At 64.7% G+C, this 25,177-nt stretch carries 24 protein-coding genes and 1 other RNA gene; 14 read left to right on the top strand and 11 right to left on the bottom strand.

What is annotated here, in order from left to right; all coding sequences use genetic code 11:
* The first annotated feature begins 9 nt into the window (after positions 1-9).
* Both A5781_RS16285 and A5781_RS16280 read left to right on the top strand, forming a co-directional pair.
* Positions 10-807 (top strand): universal stress protein, encoded by a 798-nt coding sequence (locus tag A5781_RS16285; protein ID WP_067208187.1) that lies wholly within the window; start codon positions 10-12, stop codon positions 805-807.
* Positions 808-825: 18 nt separating this feature from the next.
* Positions 826-1,242, top strand: a complete 417-nt coding sequence (locus A5781_RS16280) for a group III truncated hemoglobin (protein WP_067208184.1) — start codon at positions 826-828, stop codon at positions 1,240-1,242.
* On the opposite strand, the gene A5781_RS16275 is transcribed toward A5781_RS16280, so the two are convergent.
* Entirely contained in the window at positions 1,243-2,610 is a 1,368-nt protein-coding gene (locus tag A5781_RS16275; protein ID WP_067208180.1) for an FAD-dependent oxidoreductase, read from the bottom strand.
* A gap of 163 nt (positions 2,611-2,773) precedes the next feature.
* Here A5781_RS16275 and prfB point away from each other — a divergent pair, with 163 nt between their 5' ends.
* The 10 genes from prfB (at position 2,774) to A5781_RS16225 (ending at position 10,997) form a co-directional block, all read left to right on the top strand.
* Positions 2,774-3,880 (top strand): peptide chain release factor 2, encoded by a 1,107-nt coding sequence (gene prfB, locus A5781_RS16270; RefSeq protein WP_067208176.1) that lies wholly within the window; start codon positions 2,774-2,776, stop codon positions 3,878-3,880.
* Positions 3,870-4,865, top strand: coding sequence for a mechanosensitive ion channel family protein (locus A5781_RS16265; RefSeq protein WP_067208173.1), 996 nt, complete (start codon positions 3,870-3,872; stop codon positions 4,863-4,865). Before prfB ends, A5781_RS16265 begins: the two co-directional genes overlap by 11 nt.
* Entirely contained in the window at positions 4,862-5,347 is a 486-nt protein-coding gene (locus A5781_RS16260; protein WP_067208170.1) for a hypothetical protein, read from the top strand. Before A5781_RS16265 ends, A5781_RS16260 begins: the two co-directional genes overlap by 4 nt.
* Before the next feature lie 43 nt (positions 5,348-5,390).
* Positions 5,391-6,080 carry a cell division ATP-binding protein FtsE gene (gene ftsE, locus A5781_RS16255; protein ID WP_067208167.1) on the top strand — a complete coding sequence of 230 codons (690 nt, stop codon included), beginning with the start codon at positions 5,391-5,393 and terminating at the stop codon, positions 6,078-6,080.
* On the top strand, positions 6,081-6,974 hold the full coding sequence (gene ftsX, locus A5781_RS16250) for a permease-like cell division protein FtsX (protein ID WP_067208163.1): 894 nt from the start codon (positions 6,081-6,083) through the stop codon (positions 6,972-6,974). It begins immediately after the preceding gene.
* A gap of 2 nt (positions 6,975-6,976) precedes the next feature.
* Positions 6,977-7,486: an SsrA-binding protein SmpB gene (gene smpB, locus A5781_RS16245; protein WP_067208160.1), complete on the top strand. Its 510-nt coding sequence runs from the start codon at positions 6,977-6,979 to the stop codon at positions 7,484-7,486.
* Between the two features lie 92 nt (positions 7,487-7,578).
* Positions 7,579-8,328: an EamA family transporter gene (locus tag A5781_RS16240; protein WP_197503767.1), complete on the top strand. Its 750-nt coding sequence runs from the start codon at positions 7,579-7,581 to the stop codon at positions 8,326-8,328.
* A gap of 46 nt (positions 8,329-8,374) precedes the next feature.
* Positions 8,375-9,220, top strand: a complete 846-nt coding sequence (locus A5781_RS16235; RefSeq protein WP_067208154.1) for a maleylpyruvate isomerase family mycothiol-dependent enzyme — start codon at positions 8,375-8,377, stop codon at positions 9,218-9,220.
* A gap of 90 nt (positions 9,221-9,310) precedes the next feature.
* Positions 9,311-9,678, top strand: a transfer-messenger RNA (tmRNA) gene (gene ssrA / locus A5781_RS16230).
* A gap of 140 nt (positions 9,679-9,818) precedes the next feature.
* A complete protein-coding gene (locus A5781_RS16225; protein ID WP_067208150.1) occupies positions 9,819-10,997 on the top strand; it encodes an aldose epimerase family protein in 1,179 nt (392 codons plus the stop codon).
* Between the two features lie 407 nt (positions 10,998-11,404).
* On the opposite strand, the gene A5781_RS25660 is transcribed toward A5781_RS16225, so the two are convergent.
* The 7 genes from A5781_RS25660 to A5781_RS16195 all read right to left on the bottom strand — a co-directional run bounded on the left by A5781_RS25660 (position 11,405) and on the right by A5781_RS16195 (position 19,629).
* Positions 11,405-12,337, bottom strand: coding sequence for a hypothetical protein (locus A5781_RS25660; protein WP_156624718.1), 933 nt, complete (start codon positions 12,335-12,337; stop codon positions 11,405-11,407).
* A gap of 636 nt (positions 12,338-12,973) precedes the next feature.
* Positions 12,974-14,224, bottom strand: a complete 1,251-nt coding sequence (locus A5781_RS16220; protein ID WP_369817736.1) for an N-acetylmuramoyl-L-alanine amidase — start codon at positions 14,222-14,224, stop codon at positions 12,974-12,976.
* A 443-nt stretch (positions 14,225-14,667) separates the two neighbouring features.
* Positions 14,668-15,429 carry an enoyl-CoA hydratase/isomerase family protein gene (locus tag A5781_RS16215; RefSeq protein WP_082939381.1) on the bottom strand — a complete coding sequence of 254 codons (762 nt, stop codon included), beginning with the start codon at positions 15,427-15,429 and terminating at the stop codon, positions 14,668-14,670.
* Complete coding sequence (locus tag A5781_RS16210) at positions 15,426-16,190, bottom strand: alpha/beta fold hydrolase (RefSeq protein WP_067208144.1); 765 nt, start codon at positions 16,188-16,190, stop codon at positions 15,426-15,428. Before A5781_RS16210 ends, A5781_RS16215 begins: the two co-directional genes overlap by 4 nt.
* A complete protein-coding gene (locus A5781_RS16205) occupies positions 16,187-17,236 on the bottom strand; it encodes an acyl-CoA dehydrogenase family protein (protein WP_067208141.1) in 1,050 nt (349 codons plus the stop codon). Before A5781_RS16205 ends, A5781_RS16210 begins: the two co-directional genes overlap by 4 nt.
* Positions 17,233-18,369, bottom strand: a complete 1,137-nt coding sequence (locus A5781_RS16200) for an acyl-CoA dehydrogenase family protein (RefSeq protein WP_067208138.1) — start codon at positions 18,367-18,369, stop codon at positions 17,233-17,235. Before A5781_RS16200 ends, A5781_RS16205 begins: the two co-directional genes overlap by 4 nt.
* A 360-nt stretch (positions 18,370-18,729) precedes the next feature.
* Positions 18,730-19,629, bottom strand: coding sequence for a universal stress protein (locus A5781_RS16195; RefSeq protein ID WP_067208134.1), 900 nt, complete (start codon positions 19,627-19,629; stop codon positions 18,730-18,732).
* Between the two features lie 764 nt (positions 19,630-20,393).
* Between A5781_RS16195 and A5781_RS16190 the strand changes: the two genes are divergently transcribed.
* Entirely contained in the window at positions 20,394-21,038 is a 645-nt protein-coding gene (locus tag A5781_RS16190; protein ID WP_067208374.1) for a cutinase family protein, read from the top strand.
* Positions 21,039-21,610: 572 nt separating this feature from the next.
* Here A5781_RS16190 and A5781_RS25655 read toward each other — a convergent pair.
* Together A5781_RS25655 and A5781_RS16185 are read right to left on the bottom strand one after the other, a co-directional pair.
* Positions 21,611-21,778 (bottom strand): hypothetical protein, encoded by a 168-nt coding sequence (locus A5781_RS25655; protein ID WP_156624714.1) that lies wholly within the window; start codon positions 21,776-21,778, stop codon positions 21,611-21,613.
* 226 nt (positions 21,779-22,004) lie between these two features.
* Positions 22,005-22,580: a peptidoglycan recognition family protein gene (locus A5781_RS16185; protein WP_255360830.1), complete on the bottom strand. Its 576-nt coding sequence runs from the start codon at positions 22,578-22,580 to the stop codon at positions 22,005-22,007.
* A gap of 328 nt (positions 22,581-22,908) precedes the next feature.
* Here A5781_RS16185 and A5781_RS16180 point away from each other — a divergent pair, with 328 nt between their 5' ends.
* Entirely contained in the window at positions 22,909-24,411 is a 1,503-nt protein-coding gene (locus tag A5781_RS16180; protein WP_067208370.1) for a serine hydrolase, read from the top strand.
* Here the strand turns inward: A5781_RS16180 and A5781_RS16175 are convergent.
* The gene (locus tag A5781_RS16175) at positions 24,408-25,166 is read right to left on the bottom strand and encodes a M15 family metallopeptidase (RefSeq protein ID WP_369817739.1); all 759 of its coding nucleotides are present in this window, start codon (positions 25,164-25,166) and stop codon (positions 24,408-24,410) included. The genes A5781_RS16180 and A5781_RS16175 overlap by 4 nt on opposite strands.
* Between the last annotated feature and the right edge of the window lie 11 nt (positions 25,167-25,177).

Genomic DNA, 25,177 nt, shown 5'->3' with positions numbered 1-25,177 from the left:
GAGACCGCGATGAGCAATAGCTATCCGGGTCCGGCAATCGTCGTAGGGGTGGACGGGTCGAGGGCGGCGAGGCAGGCGGCTCTGTGGGCGGTCGATGAGGCGGCCAGTCGGGACATCCCGATGCGGTTGGTCTTTGTCGTCGATCCGCAGGAGGCCTCCACCGCGCAGGCCTGCGAGAAGCGCCTCGCCGCCGCGCGGACGGCGCTGGCCGACGCCCATCGGTCCGTCGACGCCACCGGCGTTCCCGTCAAAGTCGAAACCGAGATTGTTTGCGGGAGGCCGCTGACCAAGCTGGCCGAGGAGTCGAGGTCGGCGGCCATGATGTGTATCGGCTCGATTGGACTCAACCATGCCTGTCATGGCGAAACCTCCGTCGCAACCTCCTTGGCCCGCTCGGCCCAGTGCCCGGTGGCCGTGATCCATCAGCCGGCGAGGCGGTCGGCAACCCCGAAGGTCGGCAGCGTCGTTGTCGATGCCGGCAACGGCATGGTGCTGCCGCACGCGTTCGAAGAGGCGAGGCTGCGCGGGGCCACACTGCGCGCGCTCTGGGTATGCCAGGGTGAGGAAGCGCACGATTCCGGCGACGGAACGCGTTCGGCGCAAGCGCAATTGAGTCGACGGCTCGCGCGATGGACGCGGCTGTATCCCGATGTCCGGGTGGAGTCCGCGATCGTGCGCGGCAGTGTGGAGCAGTACATCCGCGCCCACCCCGAAGCGGGCCAGTTGCTGGTCACCGACTGTCATACCGCTGAGCAGGCCTGCAACGCGGCGCATTCCGTGCTGGCGATCCGGTGCAGCAACCTGTGACGAACCCAGGGTGTGGCGATGGCTGAAATGAGGGCGGATCTGATCGACCGCGCCGACGTGGAGGCGTTGCTGCGCCGCTTTTATGGAAAAGCGCTGAACGACGAGGTTTTGGCGGAGCCGTTAGCCGAACTGCGCGCCGTCGGGTTGGACTCACACATTCCGACAATGTGTGAGTTCTGGGAGACGGTGCTCTTTCGCGCGGGACGCTACCGCGGTAGTGCGCTGCAGGCGCACCGGGACATTCACCGGCGGACCCCGCTGTCCAACCGCCACTTCCTGCGGTGGTTCACCATCTGGCACGACACAGTCGACGACATGTACGGCGGACCGGCCGCGGACCGGGCGAAGGTTCAGGCCGCCAGGATTGCCTGGGCCATGCACCGCCGGCTGACCGGACTCGATGTGCCGGAGCTGCTCGCCACCGTCGCCTCCTGATCAACCGTGGCTGATCCGCAGCATCTCGGCCAGGTTGGGCAGCTTGACGCGGGGGCGCCCATGCGGCTCGCCGGCCGAACGCTCATGGCGGTCGATGATCTCCCAGTGCGCCGAGGTCACCAGCTTGGGCTGGCGTGAGGCGAGCCACTCGGCCAGCTTGCCGGCGTGGTCCTCGGGGAACTCGGCCAGACCTCCTTCTTTCGCGCGGTCCAGATCGGCGAGCAGGGTGTCGACGGTGTCCTGGGAATCCTTTTTATTCGTGCCGATGACACCGGTCGGCCCGCGCTTGATCCAACCGACGACATATTCGTTGCGGCTGCCCTCCACCCGGCCCGCGGTATTGGGGATCGTCGCGCTCTTCTCGTCGAACGGCAGCCCCGGGGTCGGCACACCGCGGTAGCCGACCGACCGCACCACCAGCTGAACCGGCAGCTCCTCGCGCTCGCCGGTGTCCTTGGCAGACACCCGCCCGTTCTCGTCGGTCACCAATTCGTTGCGGCCCAGCACGATGCGTTCCACCTTGTCCTCGCCCCTGATCTCGATCGGCGAGGTCATGAATCGCAGCACGATCCGGCGGTGCCCGGGGCGCGGGTCGCGCTGTGCATAGCCACGGAGCACGTTGATGTTCTGCTTGGCCGTTTTGCCGACCGCGGCGGCGTCCTCGTCGGTGATGCCCTCCAGCTGGGCGGGGTCGACGATCACGTCAACCCCTTCGAGGTCTCCCAGCTCACGCAGCTCGAGCGTGGTGAAGGCGGTCTGCAGGGGGCCGCGCCGGCCGAGGACCACCACTTCCTCGACGCCGCACGGCCGCAGCGACTCAAGCGCATGATCGGCGATGTCGGTGACGCCCAGCACGTCGGGATCGGTGACCAGGATGCGCGCCACGTCGAGCGCCACATTGCCGTTGCCGACGACCACGGCGCGGGCGCCCGAGAGGTCGGGCGTCGCCTCCTCGAAGTTGGGATGCGCGTTGTACCAACCGACGAAGTCGACGGCGGCGACACTGCCCGGCAGGTCCTCACCGGGGATGTTGAGCGCGCGGTCGGACTGCGCCCCGACGGCATAGACGACGGCGTCGTAGCGTTCGGCCAGCTCACTGGACTCCACGTGGTCACCGACCACCACGTTGCCAAAGAACCGGAAGCGGGGATCTTCGGCGGTCTTCTCGAACTGCTTGCTGATCGACTTGATCTTCGGGTGGTCGGGAGCCACGCCGGAGCGCACCAGCCCCCACGGGGTGGGCAGCATTTCCAGCATGTCGACGGCTACATCGATGTCCTCGGACGCATCGGCCGCCTTCAGCAAGGACGATGCGGCGAAGAATCCCGACGGTCCGGAGCCGACGATTGCAACGTGGTATGGGCGCATACTCGACCTTCTATTCGTGCCCGGTTAGCGCGCGGGGGACTGTCGGCGCGCAGCGCGGGGTGCACATGATCGTGACTTGATGCTAAACGCATGACCGCTGGTCGTGGCCTGAGCACTCGCCGGGAGACGATGCGCTTGGCGGGTCCCGGTAACGTTGTCCGCTGTGGAACCCGACCGTCAAGCCGATATCGCCGCCCTTGACTCCACCCTGACCACGGTGGAGCGGGTGCTCGATGTGGACGGTCTGCGCAGCCGCATCGAGAAGCTCGAACACGAGGCGTCCGATCCGCAATTGTGGGATGACCAGGCCCGAGCGCAGCGGGTGACCAGTGAGTTGTCACACACCCAAGGGGAGCTGAGGCGGATCGAGGAGTTACGGGGACGCCTCGACGACCTGCCGGTGCTCTACGAGCTGGCGACCGAGGAGGGTGCGGCGGACGCGCTCGCCGAGGCGGACGCCGAGCTGAAGGCGCTGCGCGCCGATATAGAGGCCACCGAGGTGCGCACCCTGCTCTCGGGGGAGTACGACGAGCGCGAGGCCCTGGTCACCATCCGGTCGGGCGCCGGCGGGGTGGACGCCGCCGACTGGGCCGAGATGCTGATGCGGATGTATATCCGCTGGGCAGAGCAGCACAAGTACCCCGTCGAAGTGTTCGACACCTCTTATGCCGAGGAGGCGGGCATCAAGAGCGCGACCTTCGCGGTGCACGCTCCGTTTGCCTACGGGACGTTGTCCGTCGAGCAGGGCACCCACCGGTTGGTGCGGATCAGCCCGTTTGACAACCAAAGTCGACGTCAGACGTCGTTCGCCGAAGTCGAGGTTCTTCCGGTGGTGGATACCACCGACCACATCGACATTCCGGAAGGCGATGTGCGCGTGGATGTTTACCGCTCCAGCGGTCCCGGCGGCCAATCCGTGAACACCACCGACTCGGCGGTTCGTTTAACCCACATCCCAACGGGTATCGTCGTGACTTGCCAGAACGAAAAATCGCAACTGCAGAACAAGATCTCGGCGATGCGCGTGCTGCAAGCAAAGTTGTTGGAGCGCAAGCGTTCCGAAGAACGCGCGGAGCTGGATGCATTGAAAGGCGAAGGCGGCAGTTCGTGGGGCAACCAGATGCGCTCCTACGTCCTGCACCCGTATCAGATGGTCAAGGATCTGCGGACCGAGTACGAGGTCGGCAATCCGGCGGCCGTCCTGGACGGAGACATCGACGGGTTCCTGGAAGCGGGAATCCGGTGGCGCAACCGAAAAGATGACGACTAACACAACTCTTCTCGCCTCGACCGCGTCGATAAAGGCGCTGGGCTGGCACGACTTCTGGCGCGGTGACATCGGGCAATGGATCATCACCCGCGGTCTGCGGATCGTGATGGTGCTGATCGTGGCAGTGTTGGCCGCCCGGTTCGTCAACTGGGTCGCGCAGCAGGTGACCCGTCAGCTCAACCTGGGCTTCGCCGAGAGCGACGCGCTGGTTCGCTCCGAAGCCTCGAAGCACCGCCAGGCTATGGCGTCGGTGATCTCCTGGGTGTCGGTGGTGCTCATCGGCATCTGGGTCATGATGCAGATCGCCGACGTGCTGCAGTTCTCGGTGGGGGGACTGGTCGCGCCGGCCACCGTGGTCGGCGCCGCGCTGGGTTTCGGCGCGCAGCAGCTGGTGAGAGACCTGCTGTCGGGTTTCTTCATCCTGGCCGAGAGGCAGTACGGCTTCGGAGACCTGGTCACCCTTACCGTCGTTTCCGCGACGGAAGCCAGCGGCACCGTCGAGAACGTGACGCTGCGGGTGACCCGGCTGCGCTCGCCGGACGGCGAGGTGTTGACCATCCCGAACGGGCAGATCGTCAAGGTGGTCAACCTGTCCAAGGACTGGGCGCGTGCGGTGGTGGACATCCCGGTGTCCACGAACGCCGACCTGAATCGGGTCAACGAGGTGTTGCACCAGGAATGCGATCGCGCCATGGACAACCCGCTGTTGGGGGACCTGCTGTTGGACGCTCCCACCGTGATGGGCGTGGAGAGCATCGAAGTCGACACCGTCACCCTGCGACTGGTGGCCCGGACCCTGCCCGGCAAGCAGTTCGAGGCGGGCCGGCAACTGCGTGTCCTGGTCATTCGGGCGCTGGCCCGCGTCGGCATCGTGACCGCGGCGGACGCGACGGTGGGCCTGGTGGAAGACCCGTCGGTCCCGGCCGCCCAGGCCGCCGAAGAGCGAATCGACAATGACGTGCAAGGTGCGGTGCAGAAGCGTTGAAGTTCACCCTGAGCATCTTCGAGAAGCGCAGCGAGGACTCCGATGCGGACCGTCGCTGGCCGCAATACATGTTCGGCGGGCGAGTTCGCACGTCGACCTTGGTGTTGATCGTCGCTTTTTTCGTCGTGTGGTGGGTCTATGACACCTACCGTCCGGAACCGGCGCCCAAGCCGCCGGCGCAGCAAGTGGTGCCGCCGGGTTTCGTGCCCGACCCCAACTACACTTGGGTGCCGCGCAGCCGTGTGCAGCAGCCGCCGCCCACCGCGACGTACCCGTCGACCCCGACGAGCACACCGCCGCCACCACCGCCCCCGCCGCCGGTGACGACGACCACCTCGACGCCGCCGGTGCAGCTGCCGCAGCTGCCTTGCCTGCTGCCGCCGCCCTTCTGCCCACCCAGCACGAGCGCCACCGCACCGCCGCCTCAGCTACCGCAGCCGGGGCCCGGGCCGGCGCCTAGTTCACCGCCGCCAGCCAGTTGACTTGGCTCGCCAGCGAAATTCACGGCTACACTGGCGTGCCGTGATGATCACCCTGGACCATGTCAGTAAGAAGTACAAAGCGTCGGCGCGTCCGGCGTTGGAGGACGTCAACGTCAAAATCGACAAGGGTGAATTCGTCTTCCTGATCGGCCCGTCGGGCTCCGGCAAGTCGACGTTCATGCGGCTGCTGCTCGGCGAGGAGAACCCGACCACCGGCGACATCCGGGTGTCGAAGTTCCACGTCAACAAGCTGCGCGGTCGTCACGTGCCGAAGCTGCGTCAGGTGATCGGAACCGTCTTCCAGGACTTTCGCCTGTTGCAGCAGAAGACCGTCTACGAGAACGTCGCCTTCGCGCTGGAAGTGATCGGCAGACGGACCGACGCGATCAACCGCGTGGTGCCCGAGGTGCTCGAAACCGTCGGCCTGTCCGGCAAAGCCAACCGATTGCCACACGAGTTGTCCGGTGGCGAGCAGCAACGCGTGGCGATCGCGCGCGCCTACGTCAACCGGCCCCTTGTGCTGCTGGCCGACGAGCCGACCGGCAATCTCGACCCGGATACCAGTAAGGACATCATGGATTTGTTGGAGCGGATCAACCGCACGGGGACGACGGTGCTGATGGCGACCCACGACCACCACATCGTCGACTCGATGCGTCAGCGCGTCGTGGAGCTGTCTCTGGGACGCCTGGTCCGTGACGAGCAGCGCGGCATCTACGGGATGGACCGCTAAGTGCGCTTTGGGTTTCTATTCAACGAGGTCCTGACAGGGCTGCGTCGCAACGTCACGATGACGGCCGCCATGATCCTCACGACGGCCATCTCCATCGGCCTGTTCGGCGGCGGTCTGCTGGTGGTCCGGTTGGCCGACAACTCGCGGGAGATCTATCTCGACCGGGTTGAGACACAGGTGTTTCTCACCGACGACATCTCCGCCAACGATGCGACGTGCGCGTCCGGCCCGTGTAAAGCGCTGCGGGACAAGATCGATGCTCGGCAAGACGTCAAATCGGTGCGCTTTGTCAACCGGCCGGACGCCTACAACGACGCGATCAAGAAGTTCCCGGAGTTCAAGGACGTGGCCGGCAAGGAATCGTTTCCCGCGTCGTTCATCGTCAAGCTGAACAACCCCGAACAACATTCGGAGTTCGATGCCGCGATGCAGGGTCAGCCCGGCGTGCGCAGCATCCTCAACGAAAAGGATTTGATCGACCGGCTGTTCGCCGTTCTAAACGGTTTGCGGAACGCCGCGTTCGCCGTCGCCCTGGTGCAGGCCGTCGGGGCAATCCTGCTGATTGCCAACATGGTCCAAGTCGCCGCGTACACGCGACGCACCGAAATCGGGATCATGCGGCTGGTCGGCGCCAGCCGCTGGTACACCCAGCTGCCCTTCTTGGTGGAGGCGATGCTGGCCGCGGCGCTCGGTGTGGCCATCGCGGTCGTCGGCCTGGTCCTGGTGCGGGCGTGGTTCCTGGACAACGCGCTAAGCCAGTTCTACCAAGCTCATTTGATCGCGAAGGTCGACTATGCCGACATCCTCTACATCTCGCCGTGGTTGTTCCTGCTCGGCGTGTCGATGGCCGGCCTGACCTCCTACGCGACGCTGCGCCTTTACATCCGGCGGTAGCTGTGGCCAAAGATCCCGGCCGGGCCAAGGCGACGGGCGGCAAGCGCGGCAGCAAACAGATCATTGCCACCAATCGCAAAGCGCGGCATAACTATTCGATCCTCGAGGAATTCGAGGCCGGAGTGGCTTTGCAGGGTACAGAGGTGAAAAGCCTGCGCGAGGGCCATGCTTCGCTGGCCGACGCCTTCGCAACCGTCGACGACGGCGAAGTGTGGTTGCGCAACTTGCACATTCCGGAGTATCAGCACGGTAGCTGGACCAACCATGAGCCCCGTCGCAATCGAAAGTTGTTGTTACATAGGGCACAAATTGACCGCCTGGTCGGAAAGATACGAGATGGTAACCTCGCCCTCGTGCCGATGTCTCTGTATTTCTCCGAAGGAAAGGTCAAGGTCGAGCTCGCGTTAGCGCGCGGCAAGCGAGCACACGACAAACGTCAGGACATGGCCCGCCGCGATGCCCAGCGCGAAGTGGTCCGTGAATTGGGTCGCCGAGCCAAGGGCATGAACTGATCGGGGCCGCTTACGCCCAGCTGTCGGCCGTTACGTACGGCGTCAGCGACTTTGTGGGCGGTGTAGCCGCTCGACGGGTAGCCGCGCTGCGCGTGATGCTGGTGGTCTATCCGATCGAGACATTCTTGCTGGGCGCGCTGGCGCTCGCCGTGGGCGGGCCGATTTCGGGCGGCGCCGTCTTCTGGGGCTGCCTCTACGGCGTCGGGATGGCCGTCGGCATGTGGGCGTTCTTCGCCGCGCTGGGCGCCGGCCCCATCTCGGTCGTCTCACCGTTGGCGGCGGTCCTCAACGCCGCCGTGCCGGTAGCGGTCGGTGTGGCGCTGGGGGAGCGGCCGGGCCCGGGGGCCTCGGTGGGCGTCGTGCTGGCTCTCATCGCGGTCATGCTGGTGAGCCGAGAGGCCACCGCCCAAGGTGTCACGCCGTATCGGTTCACCCCGAAGGTGGCGTGGCTCACGCTGCTGGCCGGCTCGGCGATGGGGCTGAACCTGGTCTTTCTCCATCAGGCGCCGCACGCCTGCAAACTTTGGCCGCTGGTATTCGCCCGGCTCTCGGCCACCGTCGTGATCTTCGTGATGGCCGCGGCCAGCAAGAACCTGCGGGCACCGCGGGGGAAGCCGCTGAAGCTGGCCTGGGCCGTCGCGGTGCTCGACATCTGCGCCAACGTGACCATGCTGCTGGCGCTGCACACATGGTTGCTGTCGCTGGCCAGCATCATGATCTCGCTCTACCCGGCGGCCACGGTCGTGCTGGCGATGGTCGTGCTGCGCGAGCGACTGACCCGCTGGCAGGGCTTCGGCATGGTGATGGCCATGGGATCCGTGGCCATGATCGCCGCCAGCTGACGGCCGCGCCTGTCGATGAGGTAACCCATCAACTTACTATCCGACCATGGCCGATCGCCCCGTCACCAAGCTCGACAAGTCCGAAGTGCTCGCCGGTCTGTTCGCGGTGTGGGACGACATCACCGCACTGCTCGACGCGTTGCCGGAAGCGGAATGGCAGGCAGCGAGCCCGCTGCCGGGTTGGGACGTCAAGGCGCTGGTGGCGCACATGATCGGTACCGAGTCGTTCCTCGCCGGCGTGCCCGCGCCCCAACCCGACATCGACGTCTCGGCGCTCGAGCATGTCCGCAACGACATCGGCGTGATGAACGAGTGCTGGGTGCGTCACCTGGCCGCCGAATCCGGTGCGGACGTGCTCAAACGGTTCAAGGACATCACCGACGACCGGCGCAAGGCGCTGACGGGCATGTCCGGCGAGGAGTGGGACGCCGTGACGCTGACGCCGGTGGGTCCGGAGAGCTACGGGCGGTTCATGCGGGTCCGGGTGTTCGACTGCTGGATGCACGAGCAGGACATCCGCGAGGCGCTGCGGCGGCCGCCGTCGGACGACCAGCTTGTCGGGGCCGCGTCGCAGCTCTCCCTCGACGAGATCGCCGGCACGATGGGCTACGTGGTGGGCAAGCGGGCCAAAGCGCCAGAGGGTTCGCGGGTCCTGTTCGAGCTGACCGGCCCGCTTTCCCGCAGCATCCGTGTCAGCGTCGATGGCCGCGCCCAGCTGGTCGACGACTTCGGCGGACAGGAGCCGACGGTGACGATCCGGCTGGACGGGCTGCAGTTCACCCGGCTCGCCGGCGGGCGGCCGATGTGCCCGTCCCGGTCGCAGGACATCGACCTCGGCGGTGACAAGGATGTGGCCGCCCAGGTCGTCGAGCGGCTGAACTTCGTGATCTGATCGCAGCGGCGGACCGGAACACAACTCCGTTGCCGCGCGTTGATAGCGGCGTACCATAGATTGTCCTGCCGAAAATCGGCGGGGATGCGAGGGGCTGAACGGTTTCGACTTCGCGCATCGAATCAAGGGAAGCGTGCCGGTGCAGGCAAGAGACCACCGTAAGCGTCGTTGCAACCATATAAGCGCCGATTCACATCAGCGCGACTACGCTCTCGCTGCCTAAGCGACAGCTAGTCCGTCAGACCGGGAAAGCCCTCGACCCGGACCCTGGCGTCAGCTAGAGGGATCAACCGATGAGTTCGGTCGCGGGACTCATCGGGACACCAACAGCGACTGGGATCGTCATCCTGGCTGGTTCGCGTGACCAGGAGATCCGAGCAGAGGCATAGCGAACTGCGCACGGAGAAGTCTTGAGGGAATGCCGTAGGACCCGGGTTCGATTCCCGGCAGCTCCACTGGAAAGGGCCGCCGCTCGGCGGTCCTTTCGTCTGTCTGGATCGAATGCTTCGACCCGTTGCTCCGAACGGACGATCCTTTACTTCATCACTGGCGGCAATACTGCGCTGCAGGTAGTTCGGTACGAGTGCGAGGAGCGCCCATGCGCGGCAGACGATTACTTCAACTGATCCCCATCGCCGGTGTAGCGGGCTTGACGGCATGCAGCTCCACCACGCACAGCGGCAATGCATCGATACCGGCAGAACCGCCATCAATCACCAGCGAGCCGTTCGGTCAGGTGGGTGGGACCGCGGTGAGCCGCTACACACTCACCAGCGGGCACGGCATTCGCGTGCGAATCCTGACCTACGGCGGCATCATTCAGTCGATTGAGGTCCCAGACCGCGCCGGACATGTCGGGAATGTGGTGCTGGGCTTTCCGACCCTGGACGGCTACTTGAACAACACGGGCTCCGCCAAGACCTATTTCGGCGCGATCATCGGCCGCTATGGCAACCGGATCGCCAAGGGAGCTTTCTCGTTGAACGGCAACGAGTATCACTTGCCGACCAACAATAACGGCAACAGCCTGCATGGCGGCACCGCGGGCTTTGAAACCAAGGTATGGCAGGCCGGCCAGCAGAACGATAGTGACAGCGTGGGCCTGAAGCTCCAATATATAAGTCCCGCAGGCGAAATGGGCTATCCCGGGACGCTGACGACAGCCGTCACCTACACCCTGAACCAGAAAAACGAACTGCGCATCAACTACCACGCGACCACCGATGCGCCGACCGTGATCAACCTGACCAATCACAGCTACTTCAACCTGGCAGGTGAGGACACGCTCAACGTCTACGACCAGAAGGTCACCATCCATGCCGACAACTACACGCCAACCGACCCCACACAGATCCCGACCGGGCAGATCGCCCCGGTGAAGGGCACACCCTTCGATTTCACATCACCGACCGCGATCGGCGCGCATATCACCGCCAATGACCCGCAGCTGTTGCTGGCCCACGGTTACGACCACAACTGGGTGATCAACCGCGGCAACAACACCGGGCTGGTGCAAGCGGCCAGCGCCGAGGACCCGCAGACGGGGCGCACCCTGACTGTCTCCACAACCGAGCCCGGTGTGCAGTTCTACACGTCCAACTTCGTCGAGGGGGCGTTCACGGGCACCAGCGGGCACATCTACCGGCAGGGCGCGGGATTCACGATGGAGACTCAGCACTACCCGGACTCGCCGAATCATCCGAACTTCCCGACCGCCGCGCTCAACCCGGGCCAGACCTACGATTCGACAACGGTTTTTGCCTTCGGCACCGCGTAGGCGCCGGTGCGGGCGCCCATATCTTCGGTCGGGCCTCACCCGATCCCACCTCTGCCCACCCCGAGGCGCGCCGCCTACCTATGCGAACCGTGACCAGTGTTGATGCCATCAACGCTTTGGGCGTACGCGCAGGTCATTCCGCGTACTTTCGCGTCGTTTCATGTATCGAAATTCCGCATTCCTGCTGGTCAGCGCGATTTTTGAGGCGGGTTCGATTCCCGGCAGCTCCACTGAGAAAGGACGGTGGCACTCCGAAGATGCCGGGTGAACCGAAACGCGTTCAGCCGAGCCGGGATACGGACCTGAAGAGGGAAAGTAAGCCCGGGTGAGTAGCAAGGCGCTTTAGCACGGCAGAAATCCTCTTGAGGCAAGGCCGACCAACCTGGTGCTCTACGGGCCGAGGATGCTCAGATGGTGTGTCTGGGATGCTCAGATGCTGTGCCTGGTGGTTTCCCAGGCAATACCGCGTCAGCTAGCCAAACGACGATTGCCGCAGGAAATATCAGCCCGAGTATACAATAAGCAACAACGACCCAGGTAATCGGTTTTTCAGGCCAATTCGGGAACCGCGCCGCCGCAGCCGAGATGGGACCAACCCCAGCATATACAACAATGAGGTAAGTAGGCATCTTCAAGCGGTTCGCCGGTTTAATATTTTGACCATCCGCATGGGTTAAAGCGGGTTTCCTCACATAGCTGCGAGAACCAAAATAGATGGCAACTCCCATGTTGCCTAACGTAACAACCCACAGCGCAACGGCGAACCACCAGGAAACGCGGTGGTCGTACACGACGTCCAGGTAGTCAACCGACGTCAGACCCAGGAACAGGATTATGGCCAGCATCCCGGCACCTGTGAGACTGATCAAGAAGAAGCGTAGGTAATGGCGACTGTTCTCGTCTTTGATATTTAACTGTTGCGATAGAAACAGCGTGGTGATGTTGCACACCATAGCAACAGCTCCGACTGCGAGCATGCCGTTCGCTATCAATGCTTGACTCCAGACGCGACCGCAAGGTTCAGGTGGCTGCGCAATACCCGGGAATGGCCGATTACCCGCCACCACACTGAAGAGGTAGCTGTCTAGTCCGAGAACTATGAAAGAAGCGGTAAATAACGCGATAGCTTGCACCTCTTGCAGACTTCTAGCGGCGGCATTGCGCGCAATAGCGCGCCCGTCGCGGGTGTTCTCGTCAGGTCCTCGTCCTGCGCTCCCCATATAGATCACAGCAGCGGTGAAAGCGAAGCCCGCGAGAACACCTGCGAACGCCGAATGGGATTGAGCCGAGTTTAAGATGCTCCACCCGTGCGTTGAGCATGTCGGATCGGCCATGGTCATGCCCCTCGTCTTTGAACATCTCCGATACGTGTGGATCAATGATGCGATGTGACAACCGCTCTGTCTGCGCATCCGCAGCAATAACGCAAGTCCGAGGACCTCATCAGCCGCCAGGCGGTGTCGACGGTCTGCTGTCGGCAGCGCCGCCCCTACCGGCCCGCGCACGTCTCAGCTCGCAGTGACAGAGGTACGCACCTCTAAATGTCGAAAGACCCTTCAGCTGGCCCAGTGAGGAACCGGCATGAGTCCGTTGACGTTTCGGTTTCGCAACGTCACTGAATGGTCGTAAGGACGGGTTCGTGACAACTCCGCGGGGCTGGTATCCAGACCCACGATCAGCTGGAGTGGTGCGACTTCTTGGATAGGTTCACCGTCGCTCGAGCCGCTAGCGCCGGAGACAACGTCAGAGGCGCGGTTGAAAGAACAACCCGATAGTGCCGACGGCGCGGAAACGTGAATGCCGCCGCCATCACGCCTGCCAACAGGCAGTAACCCGCCAGCCTGGCGACCTTCGTCCAACTTCGTGGGCGCTCTGACACGCCTTGAGTATCCGCCGTCGCGGTCCTGAGATTGCGGCCCGATTTCTATAACAAATTGGGTGTGATCGAGGGATGCTCATTCATACCAGGCGGCCGGTCAAACTCGGCTGCGCGCCGGCGAAAACCGCTCGAGCTGGACAGTCGGCCCGTCCGCTGACGGCGGCGGCACCAGACCAACGACACCGTTGATCACGCTTGCGACTGCCCCGTTCCCACGATCAAAGTTGAGGGTGCCGTGTTGAAAGTTCTGGACGACCCATTGGGGCTCTTGGATTTCGGCGCTCGTCGGCAGTCCCAGTGCACTGTGTTCGTAGCCGAGGGCGCCCCACGCGGCGTAGATGGCGCCGGTGACGGGTTGGGCCCCGCTGGCCGGTGACCAGTACATCGCCCCCTTCTCGAAGATTACGTAGCGCGTTGCTCCGGCCCCTTGCGATTCCGGCGACGTCGGTGCGCCCAGTGCGCTGTTCATGCCGCCCATCGCCTGCCACCGGTCATAGATGGCAGTACCTTGTAGCGACTGCGCCAGATCCTGGGCGCGGGGGCGACTATTGAACCGCGCGGCAATGTCGCGAATCTGGTTCATCAAGGCATATCCGAGGTGGCCGGGGCAATCAGTGTCGCTAACATCGCGGTGGGCGAAAACGCAGGGCAGGGTCACGACGGCGCCTTGCGGGTGACGGGTGTAGGGGCCCCCGTCCGATGTCAACGCGACATTGCCCTGTGGGTCGATGCCATCCATGGCCAGCCGCCACCCGAGCAAGCGCCCGACGGTGCGTACCTGAATCAGCGTAGGGCCCACCGCGTTGAACTCGCCAATCATGCACACTGCCCACGTGTTCCGGTTGAACCCGCCAGTGTGGGTGCCCTGAACCGCTCTCGTCATCCCGCCGAATCGGCCCTCGAATACCTGGCCGTACTTGTCGACCAACGCATTGTAGGCGATGTCCGACCAGCCCAGGGTGCTGGTGTGGTAGGTGTAGATCGCCCGCACAATTGCCGCCGAATCCTGCTGCGCGTAGTCATTGACCCCCGCGGAATGGTGCACGACGCCTGCCTTGATTCCGTTGTCGTACATCGGTGCTCGGCTGCGAATCGACTCGTCGGCGCCCCACTGGGAGCGGCTGATGATGTTGGGGGCCTGGCCGGGCGCTTCGACCGCCGCGACCAGGACGGGATCCGCCTTCGCGCTCGGGGATTGGGCCAGCCCCGAGGAGGCCGTGCCCAAAGCCAGCATAACGGGCGCGGCCGCAACGTATTTGAGGACACTGCGGCGCGAAACAGGTGATGGCGCTGAGCACCCGCACCAATCAGGCACGGCACCACGGTAACCCGCGGTAACAACTTTCATTACGCAACCCGCCGCAGCCGGATACGGTCGGTGGCAGAACAGTCGGGCTACACCCACGCGTATCCGTACCTGGGTGAAACGGAGATACCCCAGCAGCCGACGTTCCAGCTCCAATCGGGCTCCGTCAAGCGTGGCCAGCATGTGTACCCGAAATCCCGCACGCGCAGGCCTTGGAAGGTCAGCGCAGGTGGCGCCGTCCGCCCTCGTCCGTGGCAACGAGGATAGGTCGCTCGGCGCCCGCGTTCTTGGGGTCGACGAGTAGCTGCAATTCGTTGTTGTCGACCAACACGGCATCGTCATGGGTGAGCTTCCAGGGCTGGCCATCGGTCGGCCGTTTGCTTCGATGGAGTATTTCCGTGGCCTGCTTCCGGCTGATCTTGGACTTGCGGACTTCTAGGCCGACGTTACGTCGCTGAATGTCGCTGGACCCTTCTCAAGGACCTTCAGCGGCCGGTGAACATCGGAGCGCGGCGCTGGGCCGCTGCGGTCACACCCTCGCGGAAGTCGGCGGTCGCCTGTAATCGCGTCTGCTCTTCTACTTCGCGTGCGATGGTCGCGGCGACGGCCTCGGCGAGTCCGGTGCGCATGGTGGCACGGATGCTTGTCAGCGCCAGGGGAGCCGCGGCGGCGATACGCTCGGCGAACCGAATCGCCGCCGGGCGCACGTCACCATCGGTGGCTAATTCGTCGAACAACCCTGCTGCATAACCGATTTCACCACCAAACCGCTCACCGGTGAGCATCCATTCGAGTGCTTTTTGCTGGCCGACGACACGTGGCAACGTGGTGGTGATCCCGAAGCCGGGATGAAATCCGAGCCGGCTGAAGTTGGCCGCGAATTTCGACGAGGGTGCCCCCACCCGGAAGTCCGCGCTGAGGGCAAGCCCGAGACCGCCGCCGATCGCGGCGCCGTGCACCGCCGCGACAACCGGCTTACCGGCGCGGAACAACCTGATGGCCTGGGCGTAAAGCTCGCCGGGTGACGAACGATCCCCGGCGGGCCGGGAGAAGTCGGCGCCGGCGCAGAAGTGCTTTCCCTCCGCACACAACACGATCGCCCGGCATTCCGCCTCGTTGTCCAGCCGCTCGTAAGCGTCGGCGATGCCCTTGATCAACGCGGTGTCAAAGAAGTTGTTCGGGGGCCGATGGATCTCCACCATGGCCACGTGGTCGGTGAATTCGACGGTGACATCCGGAATGCTCACAACTGCTCCAGTAGTTCGCGCGCGGCGGCATTGAACATCTCGGGCCGGTCCATGTTCGCGGCATGCCCCGCGCCCTCGATGACGACCTTGCGGGAATTGGAGATCTTGCGATGCATGTAGTCGGCCGGAGCCAGAAAGTCGCTGTCCTTGGCGCCGACGATCACCAACGTGGGCACCGTGATGCTGTCGAGCGATGTGATCACGCGGGCGTCCTTTTGAGCCATCACACCGCGGGCGGCGCGAGGCAGCCCCTCCGGATGCTCGTGCACCGCCTGCGCGACCTCCGCCGAGAAATCGGTCGCCGCTTCGCCCCGCTCAAGCTGTTGGGCGCGTCGTTCCACCCACGCGTTCCACTTGTCGCGGGCTTCGTCGTTGCGGTAGCCCGGACCCGTGTCGACTAGCACCAGCGCGGCCACCCGCTCCGGATGGGCGAGGTGGAATGCGAGAGATAGGTAGCCGCCCAAAGACATTCCGCCGAGCACGGCCCGCTCGGCGCCCGCGGCGTCGAGAACGGCCGCCATGTCGGCGACGGCGATCTGCTCGCTGTAGCGGTCCAGGTCGTCAGGTGCGTCGCTGCTGCCGTGGCCGCGCATGTCCCAGACGATCACCGGCCGATCGGCGCTCAAGGCATCGACATTGCGGTCCCACATGCCCGAGGTCGCGCCGAAACCGTGCGTGAGCAAGAGCGGCACACGGGGCGCCTGAGGGTTGTGCACCTGATAGGCCAGCGTGACCCCGTCCGGGCGCTGCAGTCGCTTCACCGCATTACCTCCGATCCTGACTGGATCGCTGGGTAGAGGGCGTCGGGACCGCAGGCGACCAGAGCCGCACCGAGCTGGTCCGCCCAGCGCTGATGCCCTCCCGCTTCGTCCCGCCAGGCCCAGAGTCGTCGGGTGAGATAGTGCAACGGGTACTCCTTCGTCATACCGATGGCGCCATGCGTCTGATGGGCGGCCGCCGTCACCAATTGTGCCGCCCGGTTGGCAAGCATTTTGGCGCAAGCGATTTCGAAGCCACCCCGGCCGAGTCCGACCGCCTCGACCGCTCCGTCGAGGGCCGATGCGACCACGGCGGCCTGCTGGTGGATGGTGACCAGATGGGCTTGCACGGCCTGGAAACGACCGATGGGGCGCCCGAACTGCTCACGCTCGCTGCTGTACCGCAAAGTCATTGCCGCGACGGCACTTATCGCGCCGGCCATTAACGCGGCGTGTCCGAGCGCGGTGCGCTCCCAGAGCGATTCTTCGGTGACGGCATCTGGCGCGTCGGCACGTGCCGTTACCGGCACACCCTCGAAAACCACTGTGTCACGGGGCTCATCGGCGAGGTTGACTCCGCGGCTGACGGCCGGCCCGCCCGATTGTGTTGCCGGTCCGGGTGCGAGAACGACGACGCCGTCGACGAGTCCGATGAGATGCTCGGCGCGGTGACCCCACGGCACGGCGGGCACCGTCCCGAACAGGCGGTCGCCGTCGAGACGCAGCGTCGCCGCTGGCGGAAGTACCGTGCGAACACCCTGCGGCAGCGCGAGACCTGCGGACGACAGAAGCCAACCGCCGACCAGGCCGGCCTCGGCCAGGGGGACCGGCGCCGCGTGCGCTCCGGCGGCCCGGAGCAACTGGACCGCATCGGCAACGTCGCCACCCGCGCCACCCAGCTCCTCGGGGATGGGAACGTCACTGAAACCGCTCTGCTGCAGCGCTTCCCAAAGTTGTAGCGCCCAGCCGGTAGCTTCGGCCTCGTCGGCATCGTGGCTGTGTGCGGCGAACAGCTTGGCGGCCGCGCTGTACAGTTCGCTGTCGCTCATGCGAGACCTTTGACGGCGACCGAGCGCAGCACCTCATTGGTGCCGCCCCGGATGGTAAACGACGGCGCGTCCAGCACGGCGCGGCGTAACAACCGTTCGAACAACGATGGTTGCGGCCCGCAGACGAGCTCGCGGTCCAACAACTCCCGCAGCGCGCTTACCACCTCCTGTTCGAACCGGGTGCCCATCTCCTTGATGAGCGCGGCGTCGGCCGCGGGCGTCTCGCCCGCGTCGATCGCCCTGGCCACGGCCAGCGAAAGCCGGCGCAGCACCCAGTACTGGGCCGCGAGTTCGCCGATCAGCCGACTCCCGGCGGGACTGGCGGCCAGGCCCGGCCATTCGCGGATGAACTCCTGAACGAGAAGGAATGTCGAGATCCACCGGTCCGGGCCGCTGCGCTCATAGGCCAACTCGTTGGCGTTCTGCGCCCAGCCCTGCCCGATCTCGCCGATCACCATCTCGTCCGACACCAGCACGCCGTCAAGGACCACCTCGGCGAAATGCTCGGTACTGCCGTTCAGGAAGGGGATTGGCCTGACCGTCACGCCGGGGCTGCACATGTCGATCAGGAATCGGCTCAGTCCTTGCTGCCGGGCGCCCTCCCCGGTTCGGCACAGGGCGATCATAAAGTCGGCGCGCATGGCGTTGCTCGTCCACAGCTTGACGCCCGACACCCGCCAGTCGTCGCCGTCGCGCACGCCGCGCGTGCGCACCGACGCGAGGTCGCTGCCGGCGTCCGGCTCGCTCATGCCGATGCAAAAACACAACTCTCCGCGGCAGATTCGGGGCAACAGCCACCGCTTCTGTTCCTCGGTGCCATAACGCACCAGCACCGGGGCGATCTGTCGGTCGGCCACCCAGTGATGCCCGACCGGGGCACCCCAGCGCAGCAGCTCTTCGACGACGACAAAGCGGTCGACCGCGGTGGCGTCGCGACCGCCGTAGCGCGCCGGGACCGCCATGCCGATCCAGCCGCGCTCGGCCAACGCGGCGGAGAACTTCGGATTGACCTCGGCCCCCATCCCGAGGCCGGGCTCGAATGTTCCCCAGGGCAGCGTCTCGGCCAGAAAGGCGCGAACCTGCCTCCGCAGTTCGAACTCCTGGGCGGTGAGCACGGCAGGCGACGTGACCATACCTGGCAGGCTAGCCACTATCTTGCTCTGGGATCCCATACCCCTCGCGAGGAAGGATGCGGATTGGCTCACGCTTGGCCCATCCGTTTATCGACGACGAAGCCAGGTAGGTGACTGACAGTCGTTGCGGCGTGTTGATGCCATCAACACCGTTGGCGTATCCGCAGGTCTTTTCGCGTACTTTCGCGTCGTTTGGCCGTAGCAAAATTCAGCGTTTCCGCAGCTCAAGGCGCTTTTTGGGGCGGGTTCGATTCCCGGCAGCTCCACTGAGAATGACTGGTCAGGGCCACAAGCCCTGGCCATTCTCTTTTCCCGTCAACTCATCAAGATTGTTGGTTAAGCCAACCGACAAGGCCGCCGTCAAGAATGACGCGCCACGATCACCGGGATCTTGGCCCTGTTGACGACAGCCGCTGCGACAGAGCCCAACAACATGCCAGCGAACCCGCCGCGACCGTGGCTGCCGACCACAATCAGTTGCGCCCGTTCGGACGCCTCGATCAACGGACTTGCGGGGTCACCGATTTCGATTCTGCGACGGATCCCCACCTCGGGATAGCGTTCCTGCCAACCCGCTAGCCGTTCAGCAAGCGTCTCCTCCTGTTCGGATAGCTGAGCCTCCAAATTTAAGGTGGGGAACATTTCTTTGAAGTCGGAAACCCGCAGATCAGTCCAGGCGTGCAGGGCGATTAGGCGGACACCTCGTCGGGACGCTTCGTCGAATGCAATCGCAGTCGCTGCTTCCGACGCCGGCGAGCCGTCGATGCCCACCAGGACCGGCGCCCGTGTGACATCACCAACCATCGGTTCGTCGTCGTGGATCACGGCGACTGGGCAATGCGCGTGGTAGACCAATCCCGAACTCACCGAGCCGAGGAAGTTGCGGACCACCGTGCCGCCATACCCCCGGTAGCCCACCACGACCATCTCCACCTCTTTGGAAAGGCCGACGAGCGTCGGGACGGCGTTCGAATGAAACACCTTGCCATCGATTTGCACCGGGCCATGCTCGCCGGTGCTCTTTTCGGCGACTTTGATCGCGGAGTTGATGAATTCGTGTGCGCGCTGTTCGGACCATCGCCTGAAGCCGGTCAGCGCGGGGACCTGGGACCACCCTGGTGCGGGGGTGTCGACGACATGAACCAGAGTCAGCGGCGCAATCCGCAGCGCGGCTCGATGGGCCGCCCACCGGACGGCAGCCTGTCCCGCTGTTGAGCCATCAACGCCTACCACGATCCCGCGACGCGGTGGTCGCAACATTTCAGCTCGCTTCTGATCGGCTATGTACTCACCGGCAGGATCACTCAGGGCGACCCTCATTGTCAGGGTCGAACAGATGCAAGCCGAAGGACCAAGGGCACCGATTGAAGCGCCTAACGCACGCTGGCCGACCGATGGACAGCGGCGACCGTGACCTGCGACCACGCCGCCGGGGTCTTTATCTACGCGACTTGGTGATGGCGTTCGTCTCGGCACACCCGCGCCCGGCGACTCACCGCATTGACCAGTCTTGACGCCGTCAAGACTCGAAAACGAAACGGCAGGTAACGAGCAGGACTGAACGGGACCGAAATGGACCGAATCGAGAATTCACGCGCCAAAATGACTGGTAGAGCGTCGGTTTCGATTCCCGGCAGGTCCACAAAAACTAGCTGGTCAGCACCACCAAGGCCTGGCCAGCTTCTTTTTCATCAACATCGATCGTCTCAGCTCACCCTGTGGCGTCGTTTCGGCGTGTCACGCGCACGAATGGGAGCACCTACGTGCTGTTGCGGGATCGGCCTGGACGGTCGGCGTCCACCCGAACTTCGCGCGCTGACGTCGCCCCGTCGTAGGCGGCGGAAAAAGTGTCCCCTAGGACCGGCGTCGTTGCTCCTATGTGTGAGAGCTGCCAGCCGGGCGGCGACTACACCAAGGGCAACCACCATGAGCTTTCATCGTCGGACCGGCGCGCCCGGGCCGTCAAGGCGGCCCAAAGGGTCGTTCCGAGATCGTCTTCGAAGCGACAACATGACATGCAAGCCGTGACCGCACGTCCGATTTCTGGTCTGCTCGGTGCGGCTGTCGTTGCAGCGTGGGCGTCGCTGACCGCCGCCTCGTCCCCGCCATCCGCCACCGCGGCTCCCTGCTCCGACGTCGACGTGGTGTTCGCCCGGGGCACCACCGAGCCCCCTGGCGTCGGGGGGGTCGGACAGTCATTTGTTGATTCGCTGCGTTCGCGAGTAGGACGGAGGACTGTCAGCGTCTATCCGGTCAACTACCCCGCCACCAACAATTTCCGTAGTTCCATCGCTGCCGGTGCCAATGACGCGAGCGCTCATGTCCAGTCCATCGCGGCAAACTGTCCCAACACCAGGGTGGTCCTCGGTGGGTACTCCCAAGGTGCGGCCGTGGTCGACGTCATCACCACGCAGATGCCACCCGGTGTCGCCAATCATGTCGCCGCCGTCGCCGTCTTCGGAAATCCGTCGGCATCGGGCACATTCGCGCGGACGATGGCGGCCGGCGCGCTTCCCACCATTGGCCCGCTATACGCCGCGAAAACGATCGACATGTGTATGCCCGGGGATCCGATTTGCACGCGCGGTGTGAGCATGGCACCGCATGGTCAGTACATTCAGTCGGGAATGACAAACCAGGCAGCCACATTCGCCGCGGGCCGGTTGTAGCGTCATACGACGGCGATCTCACGTTGTGCACGCCCGACACCGCATCACGAGGAGCTCTCATGACCTATCGCCGTCTTGCTTGGGCGCTCGGCGCGGTGGTGGCGGCGGCCATCATTCCCGTCCAGGCCCATGGCGAGCCGCCGACGAAGTGTCTGACCAACACTCCCAAGGGCAAGCAGGTCTACGTGCCCTGCGATCTGCTCAACGCGGGCGCCAATTTCCCGCCGGGGCAGCGTTGTCCTCCACCGCTCGAGCAGTACCCGAAAGATGTGGCGGACTGGTGCGGTGAAGGCCCAGGCCTTGCCAGTACCACGCCCACGACTCCTACGAGCCCGACGAGTTCCACGGCTCCTACGAGCCCGACAAGTCCTACGAGCCCTACCAGCCCGACGAGCCCGGTGCGGCCTACCAGCTCCGCGAGCTCAACGAGTCCTCCGACCTCAACGAGCCCCGTGAGCCCAACGGCTTCTACGACCCCAACGAGTCCCACGAGCCCGGCGGCTCCGGATAACGTCCGGTGACGACGTCCTGCATGAGGTGGCCCACCCGGGCTGCACACCTCACGCTCGCGATCAATTCGGTTGTAGCTGAGCGGTCCTGGCCTGAGCCTGCTTAACCGCGGCGAGCATGCGTGCGCTGAGATCCAGGCATTCCCGCTCTCCGACGCCGCCGTTGACCAAATATCCGATCTGACGCACCTGGATAGCGAATTGGGTTAGGTCGTCACACAGTTGTTTCATGGGGGCCTTCTGGCTCTGAAAGGGCTTGCATCGGCATGTGTGCCGCGGACGCCAGCTTCCCGTCCGACTTACACCCAATTCCGGACGCCTACGGCCAGCCGAATTGAGGTAGTAACGCCCCAGAATTCTATACGTGCGACCAGCCTTTACACAACCGCACTTGTAAAAATTCCGGCTGCGGTCGGTTGCCGCCGGACAACCCGGGACCAACGGCGGTGAGGGCTGGTCAGTTGCCCGCCTCGATTGCGGCGACTCGTGCGGCCGCGTCGGATCCGCAGAAGCGCTGGAGGTCCACGCCGCCCGCGGCCAGCAGATCGTCGATGCGGCGTTTCAGGTCGCCCGAGGAAAGGTGGGCGTACAGGTTTCCACCAGGGCAAGACGTCTGGGCCATGTCCCGATGGCCCGCCAACGTGGCGCTCGCTATACGGAAATTCTGGGCGGCCCATGCGAACGCGCGAGCTGCCCCCTGAATCTGGGCCTCCGATACAGGCTCTTGATCGAAGTCTCCTTCGCAGAGGACCAGGAAGTGACCCGTTGTGTCGTAGTCCGTCGCGGTGTCGCCCGCGATCTCGGTGCTCCGGAGTTCGTAGATGTTGCCGTTGCGGTCGACGCCGACGTGATAGGCGATGTCGATCCACCCGTGCTGATCCTGGTGGTACCGCTGATCCTGTCGGAGGTGCGCTGGGGCATTGCGGTTGTCGCCAAGGACGACAGCCTCGTGGTGGAGGGTCATCCGCGTGATGGTGTGGCGCTTCCCTCCGGAGCGGGCCGGTCGCGCGCCCCAGGCGTCTCGGCATAGCAACAACGCCGAAGTGGTCGCGGTCAGGCTGACGCTGGTCGTCGACGTCGCGGCAGGAGGTGGGGCCGAAGGTGGCTTGCCGCCGATCAGGGACCCCAGCCCCACGCTGCCGGCCACCCCTAAAAGCTGGCGGCGGCTGACAACGGCCGGCGATTCATGGGGCCGGCCGGGCGCAGGCTCGCACATCGCCCTCACGATACGGGCGTGATGCGGGGCCGCGGGACGCGTTTCGTCGTCCTCTCTTGACGGCGTCGAGATCCGAAAACAAGATCGCATTAACGAGATGAGCTCCACCATGAATCGACCGGTCGCCGCGGGCTTCCGCGGTGCGATGCGAACCGCCATCGCCGCCGGGTCCGCTTTGCTTGCGATAACCACGGCTTGTTCGAGGGGCGACGCGGAACGTCCGGTGTTGGGTGCAAGCACCCCCGCTCCCAGACCGGACGTCGCGACAGTCGTCAAACCGCCCGACCCGGTTCCCGCAGTTGATTTCGCTAAGGTCTCCAAGCTGATCAACGATGCGATTGCGTCGAACAAGCTGCCGGGCGCGGTGGTTGTCATCGGGCACGGTGGCAAGGTCGTGTTCCACCAGGCCTACGGTTCGCGCAAGCTTGCAGGCGAACCCGGACTGGACGGCTTGCCTGCCCCTGCGGAGCCGATGACCGAGGACACGATCTTCGACCTGGCGTCGTTAACGAAGAGCCTCGCAACCGCGACTGCCGTCATGCAGCTCTACGAGCAGGGCAAGGTTGCGTTCGACGATCTCGTGCAGCAGTACCTCCCCGGCTTCAACACTGCGAACGATCCGCGCCGCGCGGCAGTGACCGTTCGGATGCTCCTTACGCACACCTCCGGCGAAACTGGGGACGTCAACCTGGGGGACCCGTGGGGACTGGACCATGCCGACAAAGAGGAGGGGATTCATCGTGCGCTCACCACGCCGCTGGAGTCGACTCCCGGTGGCGGCTTCCGCTACTCCGATATCAACTTCATCCTGCTTGGCGCGCTGATCGAAAAGGTCACCGGTGAGGCCCTGGACGCATACGTTCAGCGACACGTGTTCGAGCCGCTTGGCATGGAAGACACCCACTACCTTCCACCCGCGCAAGCGTGTGGTTCGCACGCGACGTTGGGAGCCGCGATCACCTGGGCTCCCGCGCCGCAAGACAGGACGGCGGACGCCTGTCCCGCGGGCACATGGAGCATCGGTCTCTTGCCGCGCATCGCACCGACGGCACGTGACGAAGAGGGCAGAGCTGATCCGACTAAAAATCCCGATCTCGATCACCTGCTTCGGGGCACCGTGCAGGACACGACGGCGCGGCGCATGGGTGGAGTGGCCGGGCATGCCGGCGTGTTCTCGACGGCTCACGATGTCAGCATGTTTTCGCAGGCATTACTTGACCGGCTCGCGGGCCGTCCCAGTCAATTCCCTTTGGCGCAAACAACTCTCGAGCTGATGACGAGTCCGCAGCAGCCGGGACATACGCTTGCGCAACTCAAGGCGGCCAACGATGCGGCCCAAGAAGCCGTCGCAAAGCGGCCGAACAAAACAGATCCGCTGCTCGCTCCGCGCTATCCCGCGATCGCCGGACAGAACCTGCGCGGCTTTGGCTGGGACATCGATACGGGCCAGTCCACGCCGCGGGGCGCGATCTTCCCCATCGGTAGCTTCGGCCACACCGGCTTCACCGGAACCTCGGTCTGGATGGACCCACGCTCAGATACCTACGTCGTTCTGCTCTCGAACTCGATTCACACCCGGGGCAGTCCACCGATGTCGAATCTGCGAGGTGAGGTCGCAACCGCGACGGCACAGGCCCTGCGTCTTTAGGGCCGCTCGAAGTGTTGATAGTCGAGGGGACCCGTCCACTCGCCACCCCACCGCCAGCCACGATCTGTGAAGGCGCGCACAGGTGGGTCGCCATTGTGTAAGAGTCCCGGGTCGCTGCGGCTGCGGTCCAGGTAGGCGGCCGCGTTCCGCGGTTCGAAATACCCGCTCGCGTAGAGGCATGGATTGATGAGCGGATTGAGATCGATAGCCCGACCGTAGGCGTGCGGAGACCATTCGTTGGTTCCAGGGATGCGTCGGCAGTTGAACGCCGAAGTGTTGTTGTCCTCCATGGATAACTCGTCGTCGGCGCCCTGGTAGTGGTCGAGCGTGCGGATCTTCTCGACCGGGTAACCGAGCCGGTGAAGCCGCTCGAAGATCGCGATGACCTCCGGCGCCAGGTCCTGATGCACGATCAGCTCACCGCGGTGCACCTGGCCGTCGAAACCGATGTGATCGACGTTGACCCGTCGCAGCTGCTCCGGTTCGACCGGGCAACCCGGTTGCCAGCTCTCGCCGAGTTCGGCGGCGGTGACCGGCTCCACGCTGCTGTCTCCGGGAGGTGCTGACGGCGCACTGGGCGACGCGGCCGCCGGTGGCGGTGTCGCAGACCCTGATGGTGTCGCCGCCGGCGGTGGCTGCGCCGCGGTGCACTGCACCAGCACAAGACACACGGCGAGCATTCCGGCCACCGCGGCACCCCGCCGCTCGAAGGGCGTCAACTGGGATGAGTCCTCACCGCTCGCTCCACTGAGAATGGGTCAGACCG

Source organism: Mycobacterium sp. 852002-30065_SCH5024008, from assembly GCF_001665645.1.
GTDB classification, from domain to species: domain Bacteria; phylum Actinomycetota; class Actinomycetes; order Mycobacteriales; family Mycobacteriaceae; genus Mycobacterium; species Mycobacterium paraffinicum.
This window is presented reverse-complemented; position numbering and strand designations above follow the sequence as displayed.

Excerpts from the sequence above, each read along its gene's own strand:
- A5781_RS16285 (WP_067208187.1), top strand. The coding sequence starts at position 10 with ATGAGCAATAGCTATCCGGGTCCGGCAATCGTCGTAGGGGTGGACGGG.
- A5781_RS16280 (WP_067208184.1), top strand. The coding sequence starts at position 826 with ATGGCTGAAATGAGGGCGGATCTGATCGACCGCGCCGACGTGGAGGCG.
- A5781_RS16275 (WP_067208180.1), bottom strand. The coding sequence starts at position 2,610 with ATGCGCCCATACCACGTTGCAATCGTCGGCTCCGGACCGTCGGGATTC.
- A5781_RS16265 (WP_067208173.1), top strand. The coding sequence starts at position 3,870 with ATGACGACTAACACAACTCTTCTCGCCTCGACCGCGTCGATAAAGGCG.
- ftsE (WP_067208167.1), top strand. The coding sequence starts at position 5,391 with ATGATCACCCTGGACCATGTCAGTAAGAAGTACAAAGCGTCGGCGCGT.
- A5781_RS16235 (WP_067208154.1), top strand. The coding sequence starts at position 8,375 with ATGGCCGATCGCCCCGTCACCAAGCTCGACAAGTCCGAAGTGCTCGCC.
- A5781_RS16225 (WP_067208150.1), top strand. The coding sequence starts at position 9,819 with ATGCGCGGCAGACGATTACTTCAACTGATCCCCATCGCCGGTGTAGCG.
- A5781_RS25660 (WP_156624718.1), bottom strand. The coding sequence starts at position 12,337 with ATGACCATGGCCGATCCGACATGCTCAACGCACGGGTGGAGCATCTTA.
- A5781_RS16220 (WP_369817736.1), bottom strand. The coding sequence starts at position 14,224 with ATGAAAGTTGTTACCGCGGGTTACCGTGGTGCCGTGCCTGATTGGTGC.
- A5781_RS16205 (WP_067208141.1), bottom strand. The coding sequence starts at position 17,236 with ATGAGCGACAGCGAACTGTACAGCGCGGCCGCCAAGCTGTTCGCCGCA.
- A5781_RS16200 (WP_067208138.1), bottom strand. The coding sequence starts at position 18,369 with ATGGTCACGTCGCCTGCCGTGCTCACCGCCCAGGAGTTCGAACTGCGG.
- A5781_RS16195 (WP_067208134.1), bottom strand. The coding sequence starts at position 19,629 with ATGTTGCGACCACCGCGTCGCGGGATCGTGGTAGGCGTTGATGGCTCA.
- A5781_RS25655 (WP_156624714.1), bottom strand. The coding sequence starts at position 21,778 with ATGAAACAACTGTGTGACGACCTAACCCAATTCGCTATCCAGGTGCGT.
- A5781_RS16180 (WP_067208370.1), top strand. The coding sequence starts at position 22,909 with ATGCGAACCGCCATCGCCGCCGGGTCCGCTTTGCTTGCGATAACCACG.